We start from the raw sequence: 24,344 nt of genomic DNA on the forward strand, positions 1-24,344 counted from the left end.
CCTCCAACTGGATTGATACTTGTATCATACCATATCTATCCATTCTTAAGAAAATTAATTTAAAAAGTCTTTCTTTCTTATAATATTGTACAAACCCCATTAAACTTAAAGGTTTTTTACTAAAAATATGTTAGATATAGATTTACATCTTTATTCAATTTAGGAATTTTTCAAAAAAACTTTTCATTCTAAAAAGAATTATGATAACTTATAGGTAAGTTAATTAATTTATTTTATGAAGTTTTGGAACCGTATTCAAAAAAAAGGGGAGGAAAATAATCCAATGAAGAAATGGTTGAAAGGTTTTCTGGTATTAGCTTTGATTACTGGTCTCCTGGCTGCTTGTTCTAACAATGAAAGCAGTGGCAATGAAGGAGGAGATGGTGGCGAGCCAAATGGGGAAATAACGATATGGGGTTGGAACGTAGCAGCCCAATCCATGGAATTGGCCGTTGAAGGATTTCAAGAAGAGTATCCAGATGTTGAAGTGAAAGTAGAAGACATAGGCCGTCTTGATGTATATGAAAAACTGACAGTAGGACTGGCTTCAGGAGGGAATGGACTTCCGGATGTCGTATTAGTAGAATCCGATCGTCTTGCAAACTACCAAAACGAGTTTCCTGATGGTCTTCTCAATCTTTCTGAGATGGGGTATGACAAACACGAAAGTAAATTTGGCGAGTACAAAAAATCAGTGACTCAGGATAAGAATGGCGACTTCTTCGCTGCCCCTTGGGATATCGGACCTACTGGTGTCTTCTACCGTACTGATATTTTTGAGGAAGCTGGAGTAAATCCAGAAGATATTCAAACATGGGAAGATTATATTGAGGCAGGAAAGCAGATCAAAGAAAAAACAGGGAAGAAAATGGTACCTATCGACATTGCTAAAGATGATGCACTATACCGTATGATGCTGAACCAGCAAGGAACCTACTACTTTGATGGAGAAGGGAACATCGATGTGACATCAGATGCCTCTAAAAATGCATTTAATGTCATCAATCAGTTGAATGAAGAAGGTTTAGTATTGAATAATGATGGCTGGAATGGTGTTGTTTCCGCCACAGTAAATGGTGAAGTTGCTACTGTACCTTTCGGTGTCTGGTATACAGGGACGATAATGGATCAGGCACCTGACCAAAAAGGCCAGTGGGGTGTATTCAAGCTTCCCGCTTTTGAAGAAGGTGGAAACAGGGCAGCTAACCTTGGAGGGTCTGATCTGGTAATCCCATCTGCTACAGACAATAAAGAGGCTGCATATGCCTTTGTTGAATACTTTACTACAAAAGTAGAACCGCAAATGACAGCTCTGAAAGAAAAAGGTATTTTCCCATCTTTGAATGCGGCTTACGAAGAGGATTACTTCAACCAAGAGTCCGAGTTCTTCTCTAATCAGAAGATTTTCAAAATGTTTGCAGAACAAGTTCCTGAAATTCCTGCAGCCAATTATACGTCCGACTATGCAAGAGCGTTCAAGATCATGTCTGACACCCAGGCTGACATTCTATTGAATGGAACAGAACTTGATAAGGCGTTGAAAAAAGCGGCGGATAAATTAGAAAGTGATACAGGCCGTAATGTGAATTGATTTAATGGAATGCCTGGTGTGAAAGTCGGCTGAGATCCTTATAGTAGGATTTCAGCCGACTTTTTTATGTTTTTTGAAAATTATCAAGACATCTCTCATCTGTTATGTTAACATTAAGTTAATTAAATTAATTTACAAAGTGGAATGCTACATATCCGGCTTTGGTTAGAAGTTGCGTTTTTAAAACAATGATATGTAAGCGAATTCTTTAATGATTTGTGAGGAGGGTGACCAGCTTGAGTCAACTGAAAGCAGAAACACAGATTAATGGTAAACGGCAAAGAAAGCGTTGGATTACACCAAAGAATGTACCTTATTTATTTATTCTTCCAGCGTTGACTTTCTTTATGATTTTCACTGTTTATCCTGTGATTTCTTCTCTTCTATTAAGCTTTCAGAAGAGAGAAGGGGGAGAATACGTATTTGCAGGTCTTTCAAATTATGCTCGGCTTTTCCAGGATGAGTTGTTTTTCAAAGCTTTAGGGAATACATTTTTAATTTTACTTATCCAAGTTCCCATTCAATTATTTTTAGCTGTAGTCATTGCGGTTGCATTGAATTCTCAAATGGTTAAGTTAAAGGGGTTTTTCCGGGTATCTTTCTTCATGCCCGCTATTACTGCACTTGTAGCTTCCTCGATAATTTTCATGATCATGCTCGATGAAAATTATGGTCTCGTCAACTATCTATTGTCGTTTTTTGGTATCGAACCGATAGCTTGGCTGTCTGATCCTTTTTGGGCAAAGGTGGCTTTGATGGTTGCAATCACCTGGCGCTGGACAGGGTATAACATGGTGATTTTCTTGGCTGGACTGCAGAATATCCCTGGATCACTGTATGAAGCAGCTGAGATGGATGGGGCAGGTAAACTCCGACAGTTCTTCTATATAACTGTTCCCCAGCTGAAGCCAATCTTTTTATTCACATTCGTTTTATCTACTATCGGTACTTTGCAGCTTTTCGATGAACCTTATATTTTGACAGAAGGCGGACCTAACAACTCTACATTGACGATTACGCTTTATTTGTACCAGCATGGCTTCAAGTATTTTGATTTTGGTTATGCTTCAGCAATCGCTTATATTCTTGTGTTGATTATCGGGGTGCTTTCTTGGGGACAAATGAAATTGGCAGGTGAGAATGATTGATGAAGAAAAATAACACGCTTAAAAAAATCTCTTTATATGTGTTCTTGGTTATCGGGGTCATCCTCTCCGTGTTCCCTTTTTATTGGATGTTTGTGGGAGCGACTAATCCCTCTGGAGAAATTTTCAGTGTACCACCCAACTTCCTGCCCGGGGATTATGGATGGGAAAACTTTAAAAACCTTAACGAAAACATAGGGATAATACGCGTGATGGGCAACTCGTTGTTCATTACATTGACGTTCACCGCGTTGTCTACAATCGTATGTACGGCAGCCGGTTACGCATTTGCAAAATTCAGTTTCAAAGGACGTAATCCGATCTTCTTCTTGCTGTTAGTTGCAATCATGATTCCATATCATGTGACGTTGATTCCGTTATTTGAAATTTTTGCGAAGGTTGATTGGCTGAATACATTCCAGGCGGTCATACTGCCTCAAATTGCTTATCCATTTGCCATATTTTTGATGCGTCAGAATATGCAAGCGATACCAGATTCTTTATTAGAAGCAGCCAGAGTTGATGGGGCTGGAGAGTTTCACATTTTCTTCCGAATGGTACTTCCTGTCATGAGGCCGGCACTGGCTGCGGTAGCTATATTTCTATTCATGTTCCAATGGAATAACTTCATTTGGCCGCTGGTCGTGCTGCAATCACAGGACATGTATACCTTGCCAGTAGCGCTTTCCAGTCTGGTAGGGATGTCGAGAATCGACTATGGCCAAGTTATGATGGGCACTACTTTGTCCACCCTCCCGATTATGATTTTCTTTTTGCTATTGCAACGTCAATTTATTTCCGGAATCCTTGGTGGCTCTGTAAAAGAATAAAAGGAAAAGGTAAGGGAGGGAATTCTCTTTTACCTTTTTCTTATCCTCTAAATTGATATAAAGGATGAGTGACATGATTTATAAAGATGAAAACCGCCAACAATTTCATTTAAAAAACGATTATATAAGCTACATATTCCGTGTCCTTGAGAATGGTCACTTGGGCCACTTATACTTTGGTCCTTCCCTACGTCATCAAAAGAATTTTGAACACTTTCAAGACATAAATAACCCTGTTGGCTATAGCACTCACACATTTTCAGATAACCTTGCTTTTTCCTTGGAAACAATCTTGCAAGAATACCCTCTTTATGGAAAAGGGGATTATCGCGAGCCTGCTATTATAGTAGAAGATCAAAATGGTAAATCCATTTCAGGTTTTATCTTTGACTACGCTGAAATCCAAGAAGGAAAGCCACAGCTAGAGGGGTTGCCAGCCACCTATGCCGACAGTGGACAGGCTCAAACGTTAGTGATTCATCTTTATGACTCTGAAACAGATGTGAAAATATTGTTGATGTATTCTATTTTTGAGAGGTTGCCGGTAATCACTCGTAGTGTTCAGGTAATCAACAAAGGTAATCAGGAAGTCAGCCTGAAACGTTTGTTTTCTTGTTCAATTGATTTGCCTGATGCAGATTATGATATGTTACATCTTTCAGGAGCATGGGCTAGGGAAAGACACATAAAAGAACGTCCATTGGTTCAAGGAATTCAATCGATTGGCAGCATGCGCGGGTCCAGTTCCCATCAGCATAATCCGTTTCTGGTGTTAAAAAGAAAAGAAACTACAGAACACCAAGGGACAGCTGTTGGAATCCAGTTTGTTTATAGTGGGAATTTTCTAGGGCAAGTAGAAGTTGATCACTATGAAAATACCCGTATTCAAATGGGAATCCACCCTTCCCAGTTCACTTGGGGACTAAAACCGGGTGAGAGCTTTCAAGCTCCAGAAGCTATCGTAACACTTTCAAAAAAAGGTTTGAATGGGCTGAGCACATCCCTTCATGACCTTCATCGTAAACATTTGATTGCTGAGAAGTGGAAAGGAATAGAACGGCCGATTTTAATCAACAACTGGGAAGCTACTTACTTCGACTTTAATGAAGAAAAACTGCTTAAAATTGTGGATCAGGCTAAAGCGCTTGGAGTGGAGTTATTTGTTTTGGATGATGGCTGGTTCGGTAAGCGGAATGATGATACGTCATCGCTTGGTGATTGGTTTGTTAACCAAACCAAGCTTCCAAAAGGTATTGGGGATTTAGCGGATTCTGTTAAAAAGAAGGGCTTGGCATTTGGATTATGGTTTGAGCCGGAAATGGTCAATTCGGACAGTGATTTATATCGTAATCACCCAGAATGGGTAATTGGATATCCAGAACAGCATTTAACTTTTGGTCGAAATCAATGGGTATTAGACTTTTCCAATCCAGAAGTGGTGGATCATATATACAAACAAATGAAAAAAATAATTGAAGAAACGAAACTTGATTATATCAAATGGGATATGAATCGTAATATTACAGAAGCTGCTTCTTCAAATCTGGAAAATCAGGGGGAATTTTTCCACCGGTACATTTTAGGAGTCTATCGATTATACGAACGGCTTCTACAAGAATATCCTGAAGTACTCTTCGAGTCATGTGCAGGAGGCGGTGGTCGTTTTGATGCAGGAATGATGTATTATGCGCCGCAGGCTTGGACAAGTGATGATACTGACTCAGTAGATCGTTTAAAAATTCAATATGGAACATCACTTGCTTTCCCGCTTTATAGCATTGGTTCCCATGTATCAGCTGTACCCAATCATCAAACATGGAGGGAGACTTCATTAGTACATCGTGGAAATGTTGCTTACTTCGGTACCTTCGGTTATGAACTCGATCCTGAGTCTTTAACAGAACAAGAAAAAAAAGAAGTCAGAGAACAAATTAATTTTTATAAAGAATATCGCACACTAATTCGCGATGGAGACTTCCTAAGACTATTAAGTCCCTTTAAACATAATGAAGTCGCCTGGATGGTTTGCGCAAAAGATCGGTCTGAGGCTTTGATTGGGTGGTACAAAACATTAAGCACTCCAAACCCGAAAAATAATCAAGTTTTGCGTTTAGCAGGGCTTAAATCTGAGGGGCGCTACTACGTTTCTGAATATAACCGTAGTTATTTTGGTGATGAATTGATGTACCGTGGATTGCCGCTTCCTATTGAATTTAATGGAGTGAATGAACACATGGCAGAACGCCGTGGAGATTATCAATCTTTGGTAGTGCATATAAAAGAGATTGATGAATCGTAGTTGTTCACTATGTCCCTATACTTAGAAAAAATGTTAATTAAAGGAGAGCCAACTATGAATCTATTCGTAATCATTTCCTTTTTATTTTTCACAGGATTAGTAGCTTTGATTTCTTACTATACGACTCGTAAAGAAAACCTGGATACACAGGATGGTTATTTTCTTGGAGGAAGAAACCTGGGTGCCTGGACAATTGCGGGTTCATTGATGCTCACAAATTTATCGACAGAGCAATTGATCGGACTTAACGCTCAAGGTTACTCCGACACCATTGCGGTCATGGGCTGGGAGGTCGGTTCTGCAATAGCCTTAGTGATCGTTGCGCTATTCCTTCTGCCGAGGTACTTAAAAGGTGGTATAACGACCATTCCTGATTTTCTTGAAGATCGATATGATTTTGGCACCAAACAGATAGTCACTATCCTTTTCCTGTTTGGCTATATATTCAACCTTTTGCCTCCTATTTTGTATTCAGGGGCGGTGGCCATAAATGGTCTGTTTAATATCCCTGAAGCTCTTGGAGTTGGCAGGATGCCTGCACTATTCATCACAGTGTTTGCAATTGGGATTGTTGGATCAATTTACGCAATCTTTGGTGGTCTGAAAGCCGTAGCTGTATCTGATTCTATCAATGGAATCGGACTGTTGATTGGTGGATTGATGATTCCTGTTATTGGTCTATTCGTACTAGGCGATGGGTCATTTACCAATGGGATTACGACCATCGTAGAAAATTCCCCTGAAAAGTTGAATTCGATTGGGGATTCAGATAGTCCGGTACCTTTTGGAACGATGTTCACAGGGATGCTTCTTGTCAACCTTTTTTATTGGGGTACAGCTCAACACATCATGCAGCGTGCCATAGCCGCTAAAAGTCTAAAAGAAGGGCAAAAAGGTGTGTTAATAGCTGCGTTCTTGAAACTTTTGGGACCTGTGTTTCTTATTTTGCCGGGAATTATTGCATTCAACATGTTCGGCCCTGGACTTGAACCGACAGATGCTTATCCGCGCCTGGTTAATGAGGTGCTTCCAGTTCCATTAGTGGGATTCTTTGCAGCGGTGTTATTCGGTGCTATCCTTTCATCTTTCAACTCAGCGTTGAATTCTTCGGTAACTTTGATTGCGTTGAATATTTATAAGCCATACTTCAAACCTGATGCACCTGATAAAGAGATCGTTCGAAAAGGGAAATATGTTGGAATCATTATAGCTATATTTGCGATGTGTATCGCACCTTTAATTGATATGGTGCCACAGGGGTTCTTCCAATACCTTCAAATTGTCAATGGGTTTTATAATGTTCCAATTTTTACAATATTGATTATTGGTTACCTGACGAAGCGTGTGCCTTCAATTGCAGCGAAAGTTTCCCTGTTTGTTTTTATATCGGTTTATGCAACAACTCAGTTATTTTGGGATACAGGCATCCATTTCCTGCATATTCTGGCGATATTATTTGTTCTTTGCTCAGGTTTGATGCTTTTAATCGGTAAAATTAGACCTCGTAATGAAAGCTTTACTTTAGAAGAAAAATCCAAAGTCGAAATGACTCCATGGAAACTTGTATGGCCTGTCGGAATTGCGGCTACCATTGCGATGATAGTTATTTATACACTCCTTTCTCCAATAGGAATTATATAAATTTTGAAGATTTAGTTAGTATTGATACCAAAATAAACAATCTTGTTTATCAAAAAGAACATGATTGGGCGAATTATCCAAAAGGAGTGGCAGCTGTTTTTCAAGAGGTTGGACGTAGCCTGGGGGAAGAATATTAGAGCAAACAATCAAAACTTGAATGAACATAATATAGAAAAAATATTGCAAGAAGAGATCGGCAGGATGTTTTCAACCGTGTTAGAGCATGCTGGGGTTTACAAGCGAACTCCTGAGGGGAAACGAGCATTCTGGCGTTTTATGGATAAGGTGAAGCAATGATCAGACTAGGAGAGGACATGATGATTATATATTCAACTTTCAAAGGGATAGATGCGGTTATTATAGAAAATAACCATATCCGTTGTACGATTCTACCCGAATATGGCGGGAAAATGGCGAGTCTATTTGATAAACAAGCAGGATATGAATGGCTGTACCAATTATCGGAAGATGAAATGCAGATTCCTACTTATGGAGCTGATTTTTCTGCATTTGATTCGAGCGGTTTTGATGAAATGTTCCCAGGAATCGATAAAGGCCCGCATCCAAATGATTACGATTTCATTCCTGATCACGGTGAAGTTTGGGCGATGCCTTGGAAATGTTCAGAGGAAAATTACGGATTGAAGTTAGAAGTCTCCAGCCCAGTATTCCCTTACCGGCTGGTTAAACATATTCATTTAGAAGAAAACAGTGTCGAGCTTTCGTATGAGGCTATCAATCAGTCGGATAAAAACTTCTCTTTCATTTGGGCGGCTCACGCATTATTGAATATGAATTCTTCCACTTATATCCGTGTTCCTGAAGGTATGAATGAAGTGATCAATGTTGAGAAAGAGACGGAACACCTTGGGAAATGGGGTGATTGCCATTCTTTCCCTATTACTCGGTCAAAGAAAACGAAACAACCGATTGATTTATCTGCCATGGAATCACCAGAAGCAGATAATATAGAAAAATTCTACTTTAAGGAACCTCTGAGCAACGGCTGGTGTCAGACCGTGCAGCCGGATGTGGGACGCACCCTGACATATAAATTCCCCGCTGATAAAGTACCATATCTCGGCGTTTGGAAGACTCACAGCGGTTACCGGGGCGATTACAATTTTGCGCTGGAGCCTTGTACCGGTATGTATGACGATGTTTATGTAGCAGATAAAATTGACAAAGTATCAAGAATCCCTGCTCAACGTTCTTATTGTTGGGAACTTACTATGGAACTAGGAGGTATATGATATGCCATATCTTGGAGTGGATTATTATCCGGAACATTGGCCAGAAGAAATGATGGAAGAAGATATCAATGGCATCAAAGAAATGGGGGCTAATATCGTCCGTATAGGAGAATTCGCCTGGCATTTGATGGAGAAACAGGACGGACAATTTGACTTCTCTTATTTTGATAAAGTGATAGAAAGAATAAAGCAGCACGGGATGAAGGTGATGTTCGGCACACCAACTGCCACGTTTCCCGCCTGGCTGGCTGAAAAGCACCCATCTATTTTGTCAGAGAATGAATATGGGCAGGTCCGGGTTTTTGGTGGACGACGGCAGTATTGCTTTAATTCAAATGAATATCAGAACTACAGTGCCAGAATTACGGAGGAGCTGGTAAAACATTATCGTCATGAAGAGGCTATCATCGTCTGGCAAATTGATAATGAATTTGGACATGAAGGCAGCGATCAGTGTTTTTGCGAAAAATGTCAAACTGGTTTCCGAAAGTACCTGGCAGAAAAATATCAGGATATCAGCGAATTGAATGAACGTTGGGGAACCATTTTCTGGGGGCAGACCTATAATACATTCAGCGAAATTCCTGCCCCCTTACCTACCGTGACTACACATAACCCAAGTTTGAAGCTGGAGTGGGCAAGGTTCCGTTCGGGTTCTCTTAATAGCTACGCCCACAAAATGACTGAAATTGTAAAACAGCATAGGGGAGAACATCAGCAGGTGACAACCAATGTCTCCGGAGGGTTCTTTGAAAAATGGTTCGATCATCCTGAAAACCTTAAGTCGATGGACTTCGTATCTTATGATAACTATCCAGTCTGGGGTGGGTTGGAAGAGCCGATTTCCCCTGAGGAAATTGCGATGACCCATGACTTTAACAGGGGATTATTAGATAAAAATTATTGGATTGTGGAAGAGTTAATGGGAGCTCAAGGGCATGATGTGATTGGTTATCTTCCAAGGCCGAATCAGGCAAAAATGTGGTCTTACCAGGCATTCGCTCATGGGTGCTCTAATATGCTTTATTTCAGATGGCGCGGGATGACAAGGGGAGCGGAGCAATTCTGTTACGGAGTCGTCGACCATGATAGTGAGTATGGTAGAAAGTATAAAGAAGTCCAATCAGTGTTTGAAGAATTTTCAGATTATGACCAGCTTCTGCAAGCACCCATACAATCCGACATAGCGGTCATCTATGACTATGATAATATCTGGTCGTGGCGTGCCCAAATACAAAGTAAGGATTTTGTCTTCAAAGATGAACTGCTGCGGTTATATCGTCCTTTCTACCAAAAGAACACTAATATAGACGTCATACCGGCTGAACGTGATTTTTCAAAATATAAAGTCGTGTTAGTTCCTGTCATGCAAATGATGGACAGAAAGCTTGCTGACCGACTGGCGAAATTTACGGAGCAAGGAGGTACTGTGGTTTTCTCTTTTCGTGCTGGTTTGAAAGACAAAGATAATAATATTTATTTCAGAGAAACCCTTCCTGGCCCTGTCAGGGTGTTGACAGGTATAAGAGTAGAAGAGATCGAGTCATTGACCAAAGAACGTACGGTCATGGTGGAAGGGGAAGCGGAATTTAATGGTCAAACATCAGAAGCTGATATCTGGCGGGATCTTCTTGTTCCGGAAACAGCTAAGGTTTTATTCCGTTATACCGACTACTTTTATCAGGACTATGCGGCTGTGACTAGGAATAAATTCGGTAAGGGATCCGCTTATTATATCGGTAGTGGTATATCTCGAGATGCCATGGCCCAAATAGCACGTGAAATCATTGAACAACAGTCCATCTCTTCTATCGATTCGCCGGAAGAAGTAGAGGTCTATGAGCGCTTTATAGGTGAGAAAGCATATCATTTTATCATGAACCACAGTGACAAGAAGAAGACGTATGAAAATATCGAACTGCAGCCATTTGAAAGTCGACTTAAAGAAATTTAAGGAAAACAGTGAACTGTTCCGGTAGTCACTAAAAATACTAGGGCAGCCTTTTGGGGAATTGTTGGGCCGAAAACCCTAACGAGGGGATTTTCTTTAATCAAGTACCTGAAAAAGTAATAGAAAATATAAGCTTTTAAAAGTGTTTCTTTAATAATTTTTTGTATAAATTTCAAGTGAAATATACGTATTCCTTGTATCATTCATCTGTTATAGTAGAATTTCATTAGGAGATCTATGACGTATCGAAAAAAGGAGTAGAATAGGATGTATAACGAACCGATATTTCTAAAGCCTGTATTCAAAGAAAGGATATGGGGGGGCACGCAGATGCGTGAAATCTTCGACTATGAAATTCCATCAGAGCAGACAGGTGAATGTTGGGGAATTTCGGCTCATTCCAATGGGCCGAATGAAATTATGAACGGACCCTTGGAAGGAAAGACATTGACAGAAGCCTGGAATGAGCACAGGGAATTGTTCGGTAACCAGGAAGGGGATGAATTTCCTCTATTAGTCAAAATCCTCGATGCTAAAAGAGATTTATCTGTACAAGTCCATCCTGACGATGCTTATGCGCAAGATAAAGAAAATGAAGCATACGGAAAAACGGAATGCTGGTATGTCATCGATTGCGAGGAAGGCGCTGAAATCGTCTTCGGCCATCATGCGACATCCCAGAAAGAGTTAGAGTCAATGGTAGAACAAGGGGAATGGGACCAGCTGTTGCGCAGAGTCAAAGTGCATCCTGGGGATTTCTTCTATGTGCCTAGTGGTACCATTCATGCCATCGGAGCAGGCGTACAAATTCTTGAAACCCAGCAGAGCTCGGATATCACTTACCGTGTCTATGATTATGACCGTGCAGGGGATGATGGAAAAAGACGAGATCTTCATCTCAAAGAATCATTGGAAGTGACCACCGTTCCTCATCAAGATCCAGAACTAGAACGTAAGTCGCGCAAAGATAAAGGGCTTAAAGAAGAAAGCTTAGTCGAAGCAGATTACTTTGGTGTTGTGCTGTGGGAACTGGATGGCCGTTCTCCGGAATTTCGATTTGACCAATATATCCTTGTCAGCGTAATCGAAGGAAAAGGAATGCTTAAAGTCGGTGATCGGCGACACGCGATTAAAAAAGGCAGTCATTTCATCCTGCCCACAACTATGGATCCATTTGAAATCGAAGGAAAAGCGAAAATGGTCGTTTCATGGTCGAATAAATAAAATTTCCCTGGGGACGGACACCGGCCTTGGGGATTTCTTGTCATTTCGTCAGAATAAGCCATAATTTTTAATATAATTCGACATGAAATGTCATAAAATATTGATTTGTCTCTGATATAATGAGCAAGAGTATATTATTCTAACAAAAAGGATGATCCTATGACCTGGCAGACTTCATATCAACGATGGAATGATTTTGACCTGTTAGAAAAAGAATTACGCGATAAACTTACAGAAATCCAATCAGATGAACAATCCTTAGAAGATGCTTTTTACAAGAACTTAGAATTCGGTACAGGTGGCATGCGAGGGAAACTGGGACCTGGAACCAACCGTATGAACATCTATACCATCCGCCGTGCTGCGGAAGGTCTTGCGAGATACATAGAAAAGCGTGGCGAAGCGTGGAAGCAGAATGGTATTGTAATTGCTTATGACAACCGCCATATGTCACAGGAATTTGCTGTAGAAACTGCTAAGGTCCTGGGGAATCATGGTATCAAAACGTATGTGTTTACTTCTCTCCGTCCGACCCCTGTTTTGTCCTATGCTGTCCGTTATCTGTATACAGCCGGTGGCATTGTCATTACAGCCAGCCATAACCCTCCTGAATATAATGGTTTCAAGGTTTATAATGAGGATGGGGGCCAGTTGCCGCCTGCTGAAGCAGGGGCCGTAATTGAGATGGTCAACCAAATAGAGAATGAATTGGAAGTAGAAGCGGCTGACCAGGCGGAGCTGGAAGCCGAGGGCTTGCTGGAATGGATTGATGAAAAAGTAGATGAGGCTTATTTGAAGGAGCTTCGGAGTGTCAACCTGAATCCACATATCACCCACGATGCAGGCGACGATTTCCAGGTAGTTTTCACACCACTGCATGGCACGGCTAATGTATTGGTCAGAAAAGGGCTGGAACAAGCCGGCTTTGAAAACATCCATGTCGTAGCTGAGCAGGCCGAAGCCGATCCGGAATTTTCTACGGTCGCTTCTCCGAATCCGGAAGAACACCAGGCATTCGAAATGGCTATTGCTCAAGGGAAAGAGGTTGGAGCCGACATATTAATCGGAACAGATCCGGATGCTGATCGGCTTGGAGTGGCTGTACCGGATGCTAACGGTGAATATCAGGTTTTGACGGGCAATCAGCTTGGAGCTCTGATGCTGGACTACTTGTTATCCCAACATCTTGACCTTCCTGACAATGGCATTATGATTAAGACAATTGTCACTTCTGAATTCGGTAGAACTATTGCATCTTACTATAACATTGAAACGTTGGATACTCTGACAGGTTTCAAATTCATTGGTGAAAAAGTCCGTGAATACGAACGTACAGGTGAACACGAGTTTTTATTCGGTTACGAAGAAAGCTATGGCTTCCTTGCCAAAGATTTTGCCCGTGATAAGGATGCTGTCCAGGCAGCTGTCCTTGCCACAGAATTGGCACTGTTTTGGAAGACAAAAGGGAAAACCCTGCTTCAGGCTTTGGATACTCTCTATCAACGACATGGTTATTACATGGAAGATTTGCAATCAATCAAACTTGATGGCAAGCAGGGAGCCGAGAAAATACAGGCAATCATGGATACTTTCCGTGAAGAAAAACTGACGGAAGCTGGTGGCCTAAAGGTTCTTGCCGTAGAAGATTATGAAAAATCACGCCGCCAAAAGATCGATACTGGAGAAGAAGAAGAGATTACACTCCCGGCCGCCAATGTGCTGAAATTTGTATTGGAGGACGATTGCTGGTTCTGTTTACGTCCATCAGGTACAGAACCTAAGATCAAGTTTTATTATGGAGTAAAATCATCTAGTAAAGAAGAAAGTCAGCAAAGACTCGTAAGATTGAAAAATGCTGTAGAAGAATATTTACCACAATAAAAAAGGGCAGGCTTTCCGTATTCAGGAGGGCTTTGTCCCTTTTTATTAATTAAGTTTTTTATAACTAGGAAGGGGAATATAATACTATCTCCTACTATTGGAAAGAAGGGGCAAAAATGCAACAACATAAAAGGGACATCTGTAAATTAAAAGAAATTTATTTTGATCAACGGCCTATTGCTTTCCAACAAGCATGTATTGAACGGTTTGACTATGAATGGGTAATTGAAATTGTTAATCCTGACCCTTCTCCTTCAAATGACGAAGATACTCCCATTACAACTATCAGTTTTGTTCAAGAGAATGGAACTCATTTTGAAAATGTAGATATTGAATCCTATGAACTTTCTTCGGAAGAAACGGAAAATGTTTATTTGTTTAATATGTTTCCTGATGAAAGTTGACAAAAATAGTTACTATTACCCGCGCATCTGATGATATTTTACTAGAAAAACCTAAGGAACTATAGTACAATTTTAAGTATCAGAATATTTTAATAAATCGCTTCTGAAAAGGCAAACTTATCTAAAGGTAAGGACGCAAAGCTACGGGTCTAAGGCCATCACTTACAAACAATTATATATTTAGTGGCTATGACCGCCGGGCTGCCTTGGGTGATGAGTGATGGAGGGATCATTCATGAAAAAGAATCAGCTAAACGATCGGTTGGATGTAGAATGGATGTTGCTGATGGAACAAGCCCGGGCTTTAGGACTAACGAAAGCAGAAGTTGAACTCTTTTTGAAAGTTACGTGTAAAAAGTCTCAGGATAAGCCAATAAGTATGATTTTTCTGAAATAAAGTAGAATCGCTTATTTCCGCTGTGGTATAATCGCAGTGAAAGTGGGTGGAAAGATTGATTGGGGAACGTATAAAAGAATTACGTAAATCAAAAGGTCTGTCGATGTCAGAACTAGCAGAAAAAGCAGGGGTAGCAAAGTCATATTTAAGTTCAATTGAACGGAGCCGTCAAACGAATCCATCTATCCAATTTTTAGAAAAAGTCGGCAGAGTTTTAGGTGTTTCCGTCAATCAATTGATAGAAGAAAACGAATCCAAGGAGACTTCAGCCTTGGATGATGATTGGCTTGAACTCGTTCAGACTGCAATGGACTCAGGTATAACAAAGGAACAATTCCGTGAATTTTTGGAATTCAATGAATGGAAATTAAAACAGCAAAATAAAAAATAACAGGACAAGCTATGTATGTAAGAGGCTAACATAGCTTGTTTTTTTGCTTTCCAGTTATCTTTCCTTTTCATATCCCTCAGAATGCGTCATAATATATATAAAATACTGAATATTCAGATTAAATGAGAGGGTGGTCAGATATGTTATCGATTAAAATGTTGAAGCCCTATTATGTCAAAGAGGATGAACGCTTTGTCCGTGTTGTTCTGGCCTACCAGTATTTTTCTTTATATGTTGATGGAGAACTTTACCACTTTGTTCCCCTAGAGGCAAAAGAGATAATAATTGATCGCAAGAAGCAAAAGGTGCACAATGTTTTTGATATTTTTGTATTTCAGCGTGGTAAGAAGATGATCTATGTCGCTGTTACCGACCTGCTGCAATTACCTGACTTCCTTACCCATTTAAACTCCATCGTTGATCCTTATTTAAAAGAGAAGTCTAAATTTAAGGTTGATAAACAAAATAAAAATGATGAAGCATTAGAAGGTTTATTTGAACAATTAGAACAGCTTAACTTTAACAGAATGATTGATCGGGCATTAGATAATCGAGACCGGGAAACGTTTTATGATTTATTAGGAAAAAAGAACTTTGTGTAAAAGCAAGCGTTCTGCATCTTGCGGAACGCTTGCTTTGAATTAGTTAGAAAAAAGCAGTAAATAGACGTATAAAAGAGAATTTAAAGAGTATGTAGACAATTAAAATTAATATGGAATTTTCCATTTCATTAATTTTTGATTATACTTATAATATCATTCGTTATAATGAACGTGAGATTTTTAAATTTTTTTGGATGATAGTTCTTTTTAAAGAACAAAAGAAGGAGAGGCGAGGGATCATTAATGATTGGAGAGCGAATTAGAGAGTTACGCGAAGAACGGGGAATGTCACTGAGTGTATTAGCAAGCCGCTCGGGTGTTTCAAAATCTTATATCAGCAATATTGAAAGAGGGATCCAGAAGAATCCTTCTTTAATTATCATGAAAAAATTAGCCGAAACACTTGGAGTGCCGCTAGAAGACTTAACAGCTTGGAAGCTTGGACAAGCAAACAGGAAGTTGGGAGGGAGTATTAAAAAATGAAAAATCGAGCAGGTAAGTATCTCTGCTCGATTTTAGTATATGCTTATATTTTTTCTTTTCCTAGGATAAGGTAATTCAATTCTTGTTCTCCGATCTTCTTTTGCCGCCCTATATTCGTCAGGTAGAAGATGACACCGATCAAAACCCATACCCCAAGAGCGATATAAGATTCTTTTCCTAGAGCAGCAGGAGAGAACGGTAGTAATAATAGGCCTAAAAAAGACAGTGAACTGACCATTCCTATTAGGGAAAGCAGTTTTTTTACAGGTGAAGCCGTTGCTGCATTCTTTTCGTTAGCAGCCTGTTTGTTTGACCAACAGAAATACTTATAAGCTGTTGCGGTGGTGAAAAAGTAAGCGATGGCTACACCGGTAGATGACATATCAACTACCCACAGCAAGGCTTCACGCCCGAACCATGGAGCGATCAGGCACACAACCATGGTAAACAGGATGCCGACATATGGAGTATTATGCTCCGTATGAAGTGTCCGAAACATATTAGGAAGAATACGGGCTCTTCCCATAGCGAATGTCAAACGACTGGAAGAGATATAGAAGCCATTCAATCCAGTGAAAATCCCCATTGAAACAGCGATGGCGATAATAAAGACGCCTATTCTGCCCATATAACTTTCAAAAGCATCTCCGGTACCCCATACAGAATTCTCTGTTTGCAGGAGAAGTTCTTGCCACGGCATTGTACTGGCGGTAATTAAAATCATTGCGGCATAGGCAAGTCCCGCAGCCAATAACGACCAGATAATTAATCCGAAAGCTTTTTTAGATTCGAATTTAAATTCTTCCGCTGCTTGAGGGATATTATCGAAACCGACATAAGCGAATGGTGCCAGTGCAAGAATTGTTAGAATCGAAGCAATAGCTGACTGGCTTGGTTCGAAGGCTGGGAGCGTATTGGTAAGGCTGGGACCGCTACTTACCATTGCACCGACGCCAAGTAAAACAATACCGCCTATTAAGACCATACTGAAAATGAACTGGGAGCGACCAGAAAAACTGGCTCCCTTAATGTTCAAGAAAGCGAACGCTACCAGAGCGGCACTGGCTACTAAAATTTGTACAATATATACTTCGTAGCCGGCAACCGTATATAGATAACCTTTATTTACAATTCCAGGAAACAAAAATTTACTTAATAATGCTAACGCAGACGCGTTCAAAGCGACAACGCACATATAACCTAATGTAAGGAACCACCCTGCGATGAATGCACTCGTTCGACCGAAGCCGATATAGGCATAGGCGAATTCCCCGCCGGTAACAGGAAATTTTTCAATTAGAAAACCGTAACTCACCCCTATTACCATCATTAAAATTGCACCAAGCAGGATTCCTATGACAACGCCCATAGGTCCAGCCTGGGATATCCAATCCGTCGGCAGGACAAATGCACCCCAGCCAATAGCTGAACCAAAGGCGATAGCCCAAACCCAATGGGGTTTTAAGGAGCGTTCAAGAGTCCTTCTTTCTCTCATCTTATTCATATGTCAATAACTCCTCCTAAAAAAATAGCATTTCCCCATTTTAAGTGTTTTATGCTATGCACGCAAATACCATGCAGGGTTATAGGGCTTGATTTGGCCTATCTGAGAAAACTAAAACAGCACTCATTATTATCGAGTGCTGTTTCTCTCTATTTTGACAGTATGTCTTATTTATTGCTCATTTCCAGGGAAATATTTTGTCTAATAATAAGATGAGGTTAATTGTGAAAATGTTTTAGTAATAAGGTGTAGTTTCTTCTGCTGTGAACTCCCTATCATAGTACTGTATCAATTCAATACCCAAGTGATTCTTCAACTTCTCCCTGACGGTAACTAAACTAGTTTCTTTAACCTCATAGTACCAACCATTATTGATCCAAATACCTTTTCCTTCTAGTTGCATCTCATCGTATTGCAATCCATTTTCATTGAGAAAGTAATCCTTAAAGGATAATAACTCATTAAAGGCCATATTTGTCGTAAAATTACTTTTGATTGAATCGATGAGATTGCCGTAGTCATTTATCGCCTCTGGTTTTTTAGCTTTCTGGACAATGGCTTGAATAAGCTCCATTTGTCTTTGCCCTCTTGCTAAGTCACTATCATACTTCCTTGTCCTTGCTAAAGCTAAGGCTTCTTCTCCGGTAAGTTTTTGAATCCCAGGCTTCAAATGGATAGCTTCTGGCTGGTCTTCACTGTTCTGTTCTTTGATCTCAAAGGGTACATCGTACTGAATTCCATTCAAGGCATTGACGACCTCAACAAAAGAATTGAAATTTAAGCGGACATAATAGTCGACTGGGATGTGGAACATACCCTCAACTGCTTCAATTGTAGCGTCAATTCCGCCAAAAGCATGAGCATGGGTGATTTTGTCTTTATATCCGACCTCTGGGATGTTGACGTAGGAGTCACGAGGAATGCTAACCATTTTTACTGATTTATTTTCATCGTTGAATGTGGCAAGGATAAGTGCATCAGATAGTGCATTCCCTTCCTTTTCCCGTTTTTCACTATCGTCTACACCAACAAACAAAACGGAGATATTATCGTCAAAGGGGTTTACTGCTGACTCCCGCATCGTGGATTTTTCTCCTCGACCGAGCCCCTGCTGTGAGTCAGAAACTGCCTGTTGGGCTTTGTGAGACAAATACAAAGCATATCCTCCGGCTGTCCCTATTCCTGCTACTGTGATAAATAACACGACTAGCAGACTGATTTTCAGTTTTCTATTCATAATAGGGATTCTCCTTTTCATTTGGCTCTGATAAACGTAGTTGTTGACTTTTCAGAAGAGGCTTATTCCACTAAAACTTCGAAAAGTCGAAGACTTGATTTCGCGATAACCCAACTATCTCGAAACTGAGTCTTCATGTATAGAGAGATTAAGTGTAAAATCAACACTGAGATTTAACAGAGCCTTTCATTTAGGGAGTGAGCCAAGGAAGGGGGAAGAGCGATTATTCATCAGGTACATCTTTTTCCATATAACTTCTATCCCCCTGTTCGATTTTTGCCTGGTCACTGGTCAAATCTATGATCCATTGAGAGAAGGACTCTTCTTGGCCACTTTTTACATATATAATAAATTCCACATTTTCCAGATATTTAATCTCTTTTAATAAGTAATTTGAATTACGAAGGGTGTTTTCGAGTTTGCCAAGCAATTTATAGTCGACAGTAACTCTCATTTCCTGCATCAATTGACGTTTGACGACACCAGTTGCCCTGATAGCGGCGGAAGTTGTAGTGGAATAAGCCCGGATCAGCCCGCCTGCTCCAAGCTTTGTGCCTCCGAAGTACCGGGTGACGACGACTGCGGTGTCCTTCAGACCTTTTTTCTTCAACACTTCCAACATTGGGACTCCGGCAGTACCGCTTGGTTCGCCGTCATCGTTCGCTTTTTGAATCAGGTCATTTTCACCAATCATATAGGCTGAACAGTTATGGTTGGCATCGTGGTGTTTTTTCTTGATTTCCTGAATGAAGGCCTGAGCTGCTTCTTCTGTTTCACAGCGACGTATGTATCCGATAAATCGTGACTTTTGGATGGTTATTTCTTCTGAACCTTCTATTTTTACGGTATAATAGCTTTCCAACATATTATAAAAAACCTCCTAAGAACTTAATTATATAGCGGTTTTTATATACCGGCAAATAATTATCGGGGATATAAAACGAATTATTTTTTATTGCAACACCCCCACAAAAGTACTTAGGAAATTCGAATGAGTATGTGAATATTGATGGAGGAGACCTATGATGAAAGAGACGAGATTTGAGGAAAAAGCACTTGATCAAGTCATCGAAGAAATGATTGAAAATGTCACGAACAGCAAGGACGAGATTTTCCATATAGGAGAAGAGTCCCGTAATGAGTTTGAAAAACTTCATAATGAGCTGCAAGAGACAAAAAGACAGGTCATTTCTCTCATAGATGAAGGCGACAAGCTGGAACAACAAGTGCGTTTCTCCCGTATGCGCCTTTCTGAAGTAAGTAAATATTTCAATCAATATTCTGAAGAAGAAATACGTGAAGTATATGAAAAAACCCATAAACTGCAAATGGACCTTTCTGTTAAAAGAGAAAAGGAAAAGCAGCTGAGAGAACGCCGTGACGATTTAGATCGAAGGTTGAAAAACTTAGATTCCACTGTCCAGCGGGCTGAGGGGCTGGTAAGCAAGATATCCGTTGTCCTCAATTATTTGAATGAAGACTTCAGGCAAGTATCAGAAGCTCTCGAAGACGCCAAAGAAAAACAGGAATTTGGCTTGCAAATTATCGAGGCACAGGAAGAAGAGCGTAGAAAGCTCTCCCGTGAGATTCATGATGGTCCGGCTCAAATGTTGGCCAATGTCATGATTCGATCGGATCTTGTTGACCGGACATTTCGGGAACGGGGCGTGGAGGAAGCTTTAGCGGAAATCAAGAGTGTCAAACAAATGGTACGCTCTGCTCTGTATGAAGTCCGCCGGATCATTTATGATTTGAGACCAATGGCGTTGGATGACCTTGGAATCATCCCTACATTAAAGAAATATTTGAATACGGTAGAGGAATACAATGAGGGATTGCAAGTGCTATTTACGAATCTGGGCAAAGAAAGACGGCTGGACAGCAAGTATGAGGTTGCATTATTTCGTTTGGTTCAGGAATCAGTACAAAATGCGGTGAAGCATGCTGAAGCTACTGAAATCCAGGTGAAAGTAGAGTTGAAATCGAAAGCAGCCATTTTAGTGATAAAAGATAATGGCAAAGGTTTTGATACCAAAGTAAAAAAGGATAAGTCATTCGGCCTTGTCGGGATGAGGGAAAGGGTCGATATGCTTGAAGGTGACCTGACCATCGATTCCAAGCTAGGACAAGGTACTGTAGTGATCATCCAAATTCCGACCGAGCGGTAATTTTAGGTAACCCTACCTAAAAATAAAAAAATCATTTATAATAAGGAATTAAATAGGAATATAGACTTATATATCTGCTGATGTTTCAAATTGATGTTTTTATAGGTGAGATTAGGGAAATAAGTCACGGAGTTAACCCAGAAATTATGAGATGGGGAGGAAAAGGACGATGACAACAAAAATCGTATTGATTGATGACCATAAACTTTTTCGCGAAGGTGTAAAGCGGATTTTAGATTTTGAAGTAAGCTTTGAAGTAGTGGCAGAAGGGGATGATGGGGATACTGCGGTAGATTTAGTTGAACAGCATGATCCTGACGTTGTGCTGATGGACATTAATATGCCCAATATGAACGGTGTGGAAGCGACTGCAGAGCTGATCAGCCGCTATCCAGAATTGAAAGTAATCGTTCTTTCCATTCACGATGATGAAAATTACGTCACTCATGCCTTAAAGACAGGTGCACAAGGTTATCTATTGAAAGAAATGGACTCCGATGCATTGATTGAGGCGATAAAGGTAGTAAGTGAAGGTGGTTCTTACCTTCACCCGAAAGTTACACATAACCTGGTTGCCGAATATCGCCGTCTATCTGAAACAGCAGAAAACGGCCAATCCTTCCAGACGATTGAATACCGTAAGCCGCTTCACTTGTTGACACGCCGTGAATGTGAAGTGCTTCAACTGTTGGCAGATGGAAAGAGTAACCGTGGTGTAGCGGAATCACTTTATATCAGTGAAAAGACAGTCAAAAACCATGTCAGTAATATCCTGCAGAAAATGAACGTCAACGACCGCACCCAGGCAGTTGTTACTGCCATTAAAAATGGTTGGGTAGAAGTATTATAATTTCAGTCAGACTCTGAACTTATTGTTCAGGGTCTTTTCTATTTGCCGATTAGACTTCTATCTGAAGTATTTCTTCATTTAACTGTGCTGCTGATGAAAAAAGAGCGGTCTTCATGTAAAATGAAGGAAGAAAGGATTTATAAATAATGACAAGGAGTACGATGCCTGATGAAAACAGCGGTGTTGACCGATAGTACGGCATACATACCTGAAGATATACGTGATATGCATAATATACATATGGTTCCTTTGAACGTGATTATCAATGAGGAATCTTACCGGGAAGAAGTCGATATCCAGGCAGGCGAATTCTATGAAATGATGCGTAACAGCGAAGAACTGCCTAAAACATCTCAGCCATCAGTCGGGCTTGTAACAGAGAAGCTGGAAGAGCTGTCCCGGGAATATGATGCAGTCGTGGCCATCCATCTTTCCAGTGGAATCAGTGGTACTTACCAGGGGACTATCACTGCTGGTAACATGGTAGAAGGAATTGAGGTTCATCCTTTTGACAGCGAATTAAGTGCGATGATGCAAGGTTTTTATGTGCTGGAGGCAGCTGAACTGGCAGACAATGGGGCAACTCCTGAACAAATTATGGCACGCCTCGAGGAAATAAAGCCTACGATTCGTGCTTATTTCATGGTCGATGATCTGACTAACCTCTATCGAGGCGGGCGTCTGACAGGAGCTCAGAAAATAATCGGCAGTTTGCTGCAGGTAAAGCCGGTGCTCCATTTTATCGATACAAAGATTGTCCCCTTCGAGAAAATCCGGACAAGAAAAAAAGCGGTCAAGCGGATTCTGTCGTTGTTTGAAGAGGATGCAGCCAGCGGAATTGCCATCAAAGCCACTGTCATCCACGCTAATTGTCTGGATGATGCAGAACAAATCAAACAAGAATTGGAGACGCGTTTTCCGAATGTAGAGGTAACAATCAGCTATTTCGGCCCAGTCATCGGTACTCATCTTGGTGAAGGTGCTCTGGGACTCGGCTGGTATAAAAAATAAAGGGAGGGAGCTACCCCTCCCTCTTCCTAATGGAGCGATGAAGAATTGAATAACCTGATCCCTGCCTTCCGTACTTATTATTCCAATGACTTCTCTTGGATTCCGTCACCTCTTGAACAGCCACCAGACCTTCCTTCATTTGTTAACCCCTCTCTTGTCACCTATTTATCTGGAAAACTTCTATTAAAAACAGAAATCTCTTTAAACACACCACAATTAAATGAACTAATCTCCTTAGGTTTGCTAGACGAAATTCCTGCTATTGAAAAGCACGCATGGGGGAATCGATGCCGCCGGTGCGGCAATCAAAAAAGCTATTTATTTGCAAAGTTACCGGATAATGTCGTCTATTGCCGTAAATGTATCGTTATGGGCCGTGTGTCGGAGCAAGAACATTTATATGCCTGGCGGCGCCCTGTGAGTTGGGATCGACACCCTCCTGCCTGCAAGTGGACTGGCGAGCTTACAACCTTTCAACAGCAGGCTGCAGACCGTATCATAAAAGCTATACAAGAAAAAAATCAGCGTTTGCTGGTCTGGGCTGTATGTGGTGCTGGAAAGACGGAGATGTTATTCCCAGGCCTGAGTCTCGCATTCTCTCAAGGAAAAAGAGTCTGCCTCGCGACTCCTCGGGCGGATGTAGTTAAAGAACTGCTTCCCCGTTTTGTAGCTGCCTTTCCCGATGTATCGATCCAAGCTTTATATGGGGAGAGTCCCGATAAACAAGGAAATGCCCAGTTCCTTATTGCAACAACCCATCAACTGCTGCGTTACGGGCGAGCATTTGATGTGCTGATCATCGATGAGATCGATGCCTTCCCTTATCATGCTGATGCATCTTTGCCTTATGCGACTGAACGAGCTGCTAAGGATCAAGCTTCCTTCATCTATTTGACCGCTACTCCCCGACCGAAGCATGAAAGGGAAATCAACCGAAAGAAACTGCCAGCAGTGTTCGTCCCACGGCGCTTTCATGGCCACCCGCTTCCTGTTCCTCGCTTTGTTGCTGCCTTCGACATTAAATCACTCGAAAAAGAAATGCTTTCCCGAAAGGTTTGGGATTGGCTGGAACGTCGTAAAAGACCGGACCGACAACTCCTCGTATTTGTGCCCACCATCCCCAATGCTGAAAAAGTAGAAAAAATCCTTGCACAGCGATACAAAAAGGTCACTTGTGTGCATGCGTCAGATTCAGATCGTCAAGAAAAAGTGTACCAATTCCGCAAAAGTGTATATGACGTGTTAGTAACAACGACGATATTGGAGCGTGGAGTGACTTTCCCCTCCGTGGATGTCATCGTCTTAGACAGTGGCCATGCGGTATTCGACCAGGCTGCCTTAATCCAGATAGCGGGTCGAGCAGGGCGAAGCTCGAGAGATCCAGACGGTGAAGTCATCTTTTTTCATCAAGGGAAAACCGACGCCATGGTAAAGGCAGTGGAAACCATCCTGAAGATGAACCGGTTAGGAAGGAGGAAGTGA

General features: G+C 41.0%; 22 protein-coding genes and 1 riboswitch. Of the genes, 19 read left to right on the forward strand and 3 right to left on the reverse strand.

Features of this window, described 5'->3' with window-relative positions; genetic code table 11:
• Positions 1-283: 283 nt before the first annotated feature.
• The 15 genes from BLV00_RS06800 to BLV00_RS06865 all read left to right on the forward strand — a co-directional run bounded on the left by BLV00_RS06800 (position 284) and on the right by BLV00_RS06865 (position 16,092).
• On the forward strand, positions 284-1,591 hold the full coding sequence (locus BLV00_RS06800) for an ABC transporter substrate-binding protein (RefSeq protein WP_093043753.1): 1,308 nt from the start codon (positions 284-286) through the stop codon (positions 1,589-1,591).
• A 347-nt stretch (positions 1,592-1,938) separates the two neighbouring features.
• Positions 1,939-2,739 (forward strand): carbohydrate ABC transporter permease, encoded by an 801-nt coding sequence (locus BLV00_RS06805; RefSeq protein WP_093044006.1) that lies wholly within the window; start codon positions 1,939-1,941, stop codon positions 2,737-2,739.
• Positions 2,739-3,566: a carbohydrate ABC transporter permease gene (locus BLV00_RS06810; protein WP_093043755.1), complete on the forward strand. Its 828-nt coding sequence runs from the start codon at positions 2,739-2,741 to the stop codon at positions 3,564-3,566. Before BLV00_RS06805 ends, BLV00_RS06810 begins: the two co-directional genes overlap by 1 nt.
• Positions 3,567-3,639: 73 nt before the next feature.
• Positions 3,640-5,865 (forward strand): alpha-galactosidase, encoded by a 2,226-nt coding sequence (locus tag BLV00_RS06815; protein ID WP_342722186.1) that lies wholly within the window; start codon positions 3,640-3,642, stop codon positions 5,863-5,865.
• A gap of 54 nt (positions 5,866-5,919) precedes the next feature.
• The gene (locus BLV00_RS06820; RefSeq protein ID WP_093043759.1) at positions 5,920-7,506 is read left to right on the forward strand and encodes a solute:sodium symporter family transporter; all 1,587 of its coding nucleotides are present in this window, start codon (positions 5,920-5,922) and stop codon (positions 7,504-7,506) included.
• 60 nt (positions 7,507-7,566) lie between these two features.
• Positions 7,567-7,803 (forward strand): hypothetical protein, encoded by a 237-nt coding sequence (locus tag BLV00_RS06825; RefSeq protein ID WP_143030691.1) that lies wholly within the window; start codon positions 7,567-7,569, stop codon positions 7,801-7,803.
• 20 nt (positions 7,804-7,823) lie between these two features.
• Positions 7,824-8,759: an aldose epimerase family protein gene (locus BLV00_RS06830; RefSeq protein WP_093043763.1), complete on the forward strand. Its 936-nt coding sequence runs from the start codon at positions 7,824-7,826 to the stop codon at positions 8,757-8,759.
• Between the two features lies 1 nt (position 8,760).
• Positions 8,761-10,713, forward strand: coding sequence for a beta-galactosidase (locus tag BLV00_RS06835; RefSeq protein WP_093043765.1), 1,953 nt, complete (start codon positions 8,761-8,763; stop codon positions 10,711-10,713).
• 264 nt (positions 10,714-10,977) lie between these two features.
• Entirely contained in the window at positions 10,978-11,934 is a 957-nt protein-coding gene (gene manA / locus BLV00_RS06840) for a mannose-6-phosphate isomerase, class I (protein WP_093043767.1), read from the forward strand.
• 159 nt (positions 11,935-12,093) lie between these two features.
• Positions 12,094-13,815 carry a phospho-sugar mutase gene (locus BLV00_RS06845; RefSeq protein ID WP_093043770.1) on the forward strand — a complete coding sequence of 574 codons (1,722 nt, stop codon included), beginning with the start codon at positions 12,094-12,096 and terminating at the stop codon, positions 13,813-13,815.
• Between the two features lie 116 nt (positions 13,816-13,931).
• Positions 13,932-14,219 carry a hypothetical protein gene (locus BLV00_RS06850; RefSeq protein ID WP_093043772.1) on the forward strand — a complete coding sequence of 96 codons (288 nt, stop codon included), beginning with the start codon at positions 13,932-13,934 and terminating at the stop codon, positions 14,217-14,219.
• 100 nt (positions 14,220-14,319) lie between these two features.
• Positions 14,320-14,428: riboswitch (cyclic di-GMP riboswitch) on the forward strand.
• 26 nt (positions 14,429-14,454) lie between these two features.
• Entirely contained in the window at positions 14,455-14,616 is a 162-nt protein-coding gene (sinI, locus tag BLV00_RS21650; RefSeq protein ID WP_143030692.1) for a DNA-binding anti-repressor SinI, read from the forward strand.
• Between the two features lie 55 nt (positions 14,617-14,671).
• Complete coding sequence (locus tag BLV00_RS06855; protein ID WP_093043774.1) at positions 14,672-15,007, forward strand: helix-turn-helix domain-containing protein; 336 nt, start codon at positions 14,672-14,674, stop codon at positions 15,005-15,007.
• A 140-nt stretch (positions 15,008-15,147) separates the two neighbouring features.
• Positions 15,148-15,609 carry an IDEAL domain-containing protein gene (locus tag BLV00_RS06860; protein ID WP_093043776.1) on the forward strand — a complete coding sequence of 154 codons (462 nt, stop codon included), beginning with the start codon at positions 15,148-15,150 and terminating at the stop codon, positions 15,607-15,609.
• Positions 15,610-15,852: 243 nt separating this feature from the next.
• A complete protein-coding gene (locus BLV00_RS06865; protein WP_093043778.1) occupies positions 15,853-16,092 on the forward strand; it encodes a helix-turn-helix domain-containing protein in 240 nt (79 codons plus the stop codon).
• Positions 16,093-16,135: 43 nt separating this feature from the next.
• Here the strand turns inward: BLV00_RS06865 and BLV00_RS06870 are convergent, their stop codons facing one another.
• The 3 genes from BLV00_RS06870 to BLV00_RS06880 form a co-directional block, all read right to left on the reverse strand.
• Complete coding sequence (locus BLV00_RS06870) at positions 16,136-17,587, reverse strand: APC family permease (RefSeq protein ID WP_093044009.1); 1,452 nt, start codon at positions 17,585-17,587, stop codon at positions 16,136-16,138.
• 244 nt (positions 17,588-17,831) lie between these two features.
• Positions 17,832-18,833: an LCP family protein gene (locus tag BLV00_RS06875; RefSeq protein WP_176791376.1), complete on the reverse strand. Its 1,002-nt coding sequence runs from the start codon at positions 18,831-18,833 to the stop codon at positions 17,832-17,834.
• 223 nt (positions 18,834-19,056) lie between these two features.
• Complete coding sequence (locus tag BLV00_RS06880; protein ID WP_093043780.1) at positions 19,057-19,698, reverse strand: YigZ family protein; 642 nt, start codon at positions 19,696-19,698, stop codon at positions 19,057-19,059.
• A 160-nt stretch (positions 19,699-19,858) separates the two neighbouring features.
• Between BLV00_RS06880 and BLV00_RS06885 the strand changes: the two genes are divergently transcribed.
• The 4 genes from BLV00_RS06885 (at position 19,859) to BLV00_RS06900 (ending at position 24,344) form a co-directional block, all read left to right on the forward strand.
• A complete protein-coding gene (locus BLV00_RS06885; RefSeq protein ID WP_093044013.1) occupies positions 19,859-21,001 on the forward strand; it encodes a sensor histidine kinase in 1,143 nt (380 codons plus the stop codon).
• A 169-nt stretch (positions 21,002-21,170) separates the two neighbouring features.
• Positions 21,171-21,851, forward strand: coding sequence for a response regulator (locus BLV00_RS06890; RefSeq protein ID WP_093043782.1), 681 nt, complete (start codon positions 21,171-21,173; stop codon positions 21,849-21,851).
• A 168-nt stretch (positions 21,852-22,019) separates the two neighbouring features.
• Positions 22,020-22,862, forward strand: coding sequence for a DegV family protein (locus tag BLV00_RS06895; protein WP_093043784.1), 843 nt, complete (start codon positions 22,020-22,022; stop codon positions 22,860-22,862).
• 45 nt (positions 22,863-22,907) lie between these two features.
• Positions 22,908-24,344 (forward strand): ATP-dependent helicase ComFA, encoded by a 1,437-nt coding sequence (locus BLV00_RS06900; protein WP_245728871.1) that lies wholly within the window; start codon positions 22,908-22,910, stop codon positions 24,342-24,344.

Source organism: Thalassobacillus cyri, assembly GCF_900107755.1.
Classification (GTDB): Bacteria; Bacillota; Bacilli; order Bacillales; family Halobacillaceae; genus Thalassobacillus; species Thalassobacillus cyri.

Bases quoted from the DNA above. Each gene is read 5' to 3' on its own strand.
- BLV00_RS06800 (WP_093043753.1), top strand. From the start codon at position 284: ATGAAGAAATGGTTGAAAGGTTTTCTGGTATTAGCTTTGATTACTGGT.
- BLV00_RS06805 (WP_093044006.1), top strand. From the start codon at position 1,939: ATGATTTTCACTGTTTATCCTGTGATTTCTTCTCTTCTATTAAGCTTT.
- BLV00_RS06810 (WP_093043755.1), top strand. From the start codon at position 2,739: ATGAAGAAAAATAACACGCTTAAAAAAATCTCTTTATATGTGTTCTTG.
- BLV00_RS06815 (WP_342722186.1), top strand. From the start codon at position 3,640: ATGATTTATAAAGATGAAAACCGCCAACAATTTCATTTAAAAAACGAT.
- BLV00_RS06820 (WP_093043759.1), top strand. From the start codon at position 5,920: ATGAATCTATTCGTAATCATTTCCTTTTTATTTTTCACAGGATTAGTA.
- BLV00_RS06825 (WP_143030691.1), top strand. From the start codon at position 7,567: ATGATTGGGCGAATTATCCAAAAGGAGTGGCAGCTGTTTTTCAAGAGG.
- BLV00_RS06830 (WP_093043763.1), top strand. From the start codon at position 7,824: ATGATTATATATTCAACTTTCAAAGGGATAGATGCGGTTATTATAGAA.
- BLV00_RS06835 (WP_093043765.1), top strand. From the start codon at position 8,761: ATGCCATATCTTGGAGTGGATTATTATCCGGAACATTGGCCAGAAGAA.
- manA (WP_093043767.1), top strand. From the start codon at position 10,978: ATGTATAACGAACCGATATTTCTAAAGCCTGTATTCAAAGAAAGGATA.
- BLV00_RS06845 (WP_093043770.1), top strand. From the start codon at position 12,094: ATGACCTGGCAGACTTCATATCAACGATGGAATGATTTTGACCTGTTA.
- BLV00_RS06850 (WP_093043772.1), top strand. From the start codon at position 13,932: ATGCAACAACATAAAAGGGACATCTGTAAATTAAAAGAAATTTATTTT.
- sinI (WP_143030692.1), top strand. From the start codon at position 14,455: ATGAAAAAGAATCAGCTAAACGATCGGTTGGATGTAGAATGGATGTTG.
- BLV00_RS06860 (WP_093043776.1), top strand. From the start codon at position 15,148: ATGTTATCGATTAAAATGTTGAAGCCCTATTATGTCAAAGAGGATGAA.
- BLV00_RS06865 (WP_093043778.1), top strand. From the start codon at position 15,853: ATGATTGGAGAGCGAATTAGAGAGTTACGCGAAGAACGGGGAATGTCA.
- BLV00_RS06870 (WP_093044009.1), bottom strand. From the start codon at position 17,587: ATGAGAGAAAGAAGGACTCTTGAACGCTCCTTAAAACCCCATTGGGTT.
- BLV00_RS06875 (WP_176791376.1), bottom strand. From the start codon at position 18,833: ATGAATAGAAAACTGAAAATCAGTCTGCTAGTCGTGTTATTTATCACA.
- BLV00_RS06880 (WP_093043780.1), bottom strand. From the start codon at position 19,698: ATGTTGGAAAGCTATTATACCGTAAAAATAGAAGGTTCAGAAGAAATA.
- BLV00_RS06885 (WP_093044013.1), top strand. From the start codon at position 19,859: ATGAAAGAGACGAGATTTGAGGAAAAAGCACTTGATCAAGTCATCGAA.
- BLV00_RS06890 (WP_093043782.1), top strand. From the start codon at position 21,171: ATGACAACAAAAATCGTATTGATTGATGACCATAAACTTTTTCGCGAA.
- BLV00_RS06895 (WP_093043784.1), top strand. From the start codon at position 22,020: ATGAAAACAGCGGTGTTGACCGATAGTACGGCATACATACCTGAAGAT.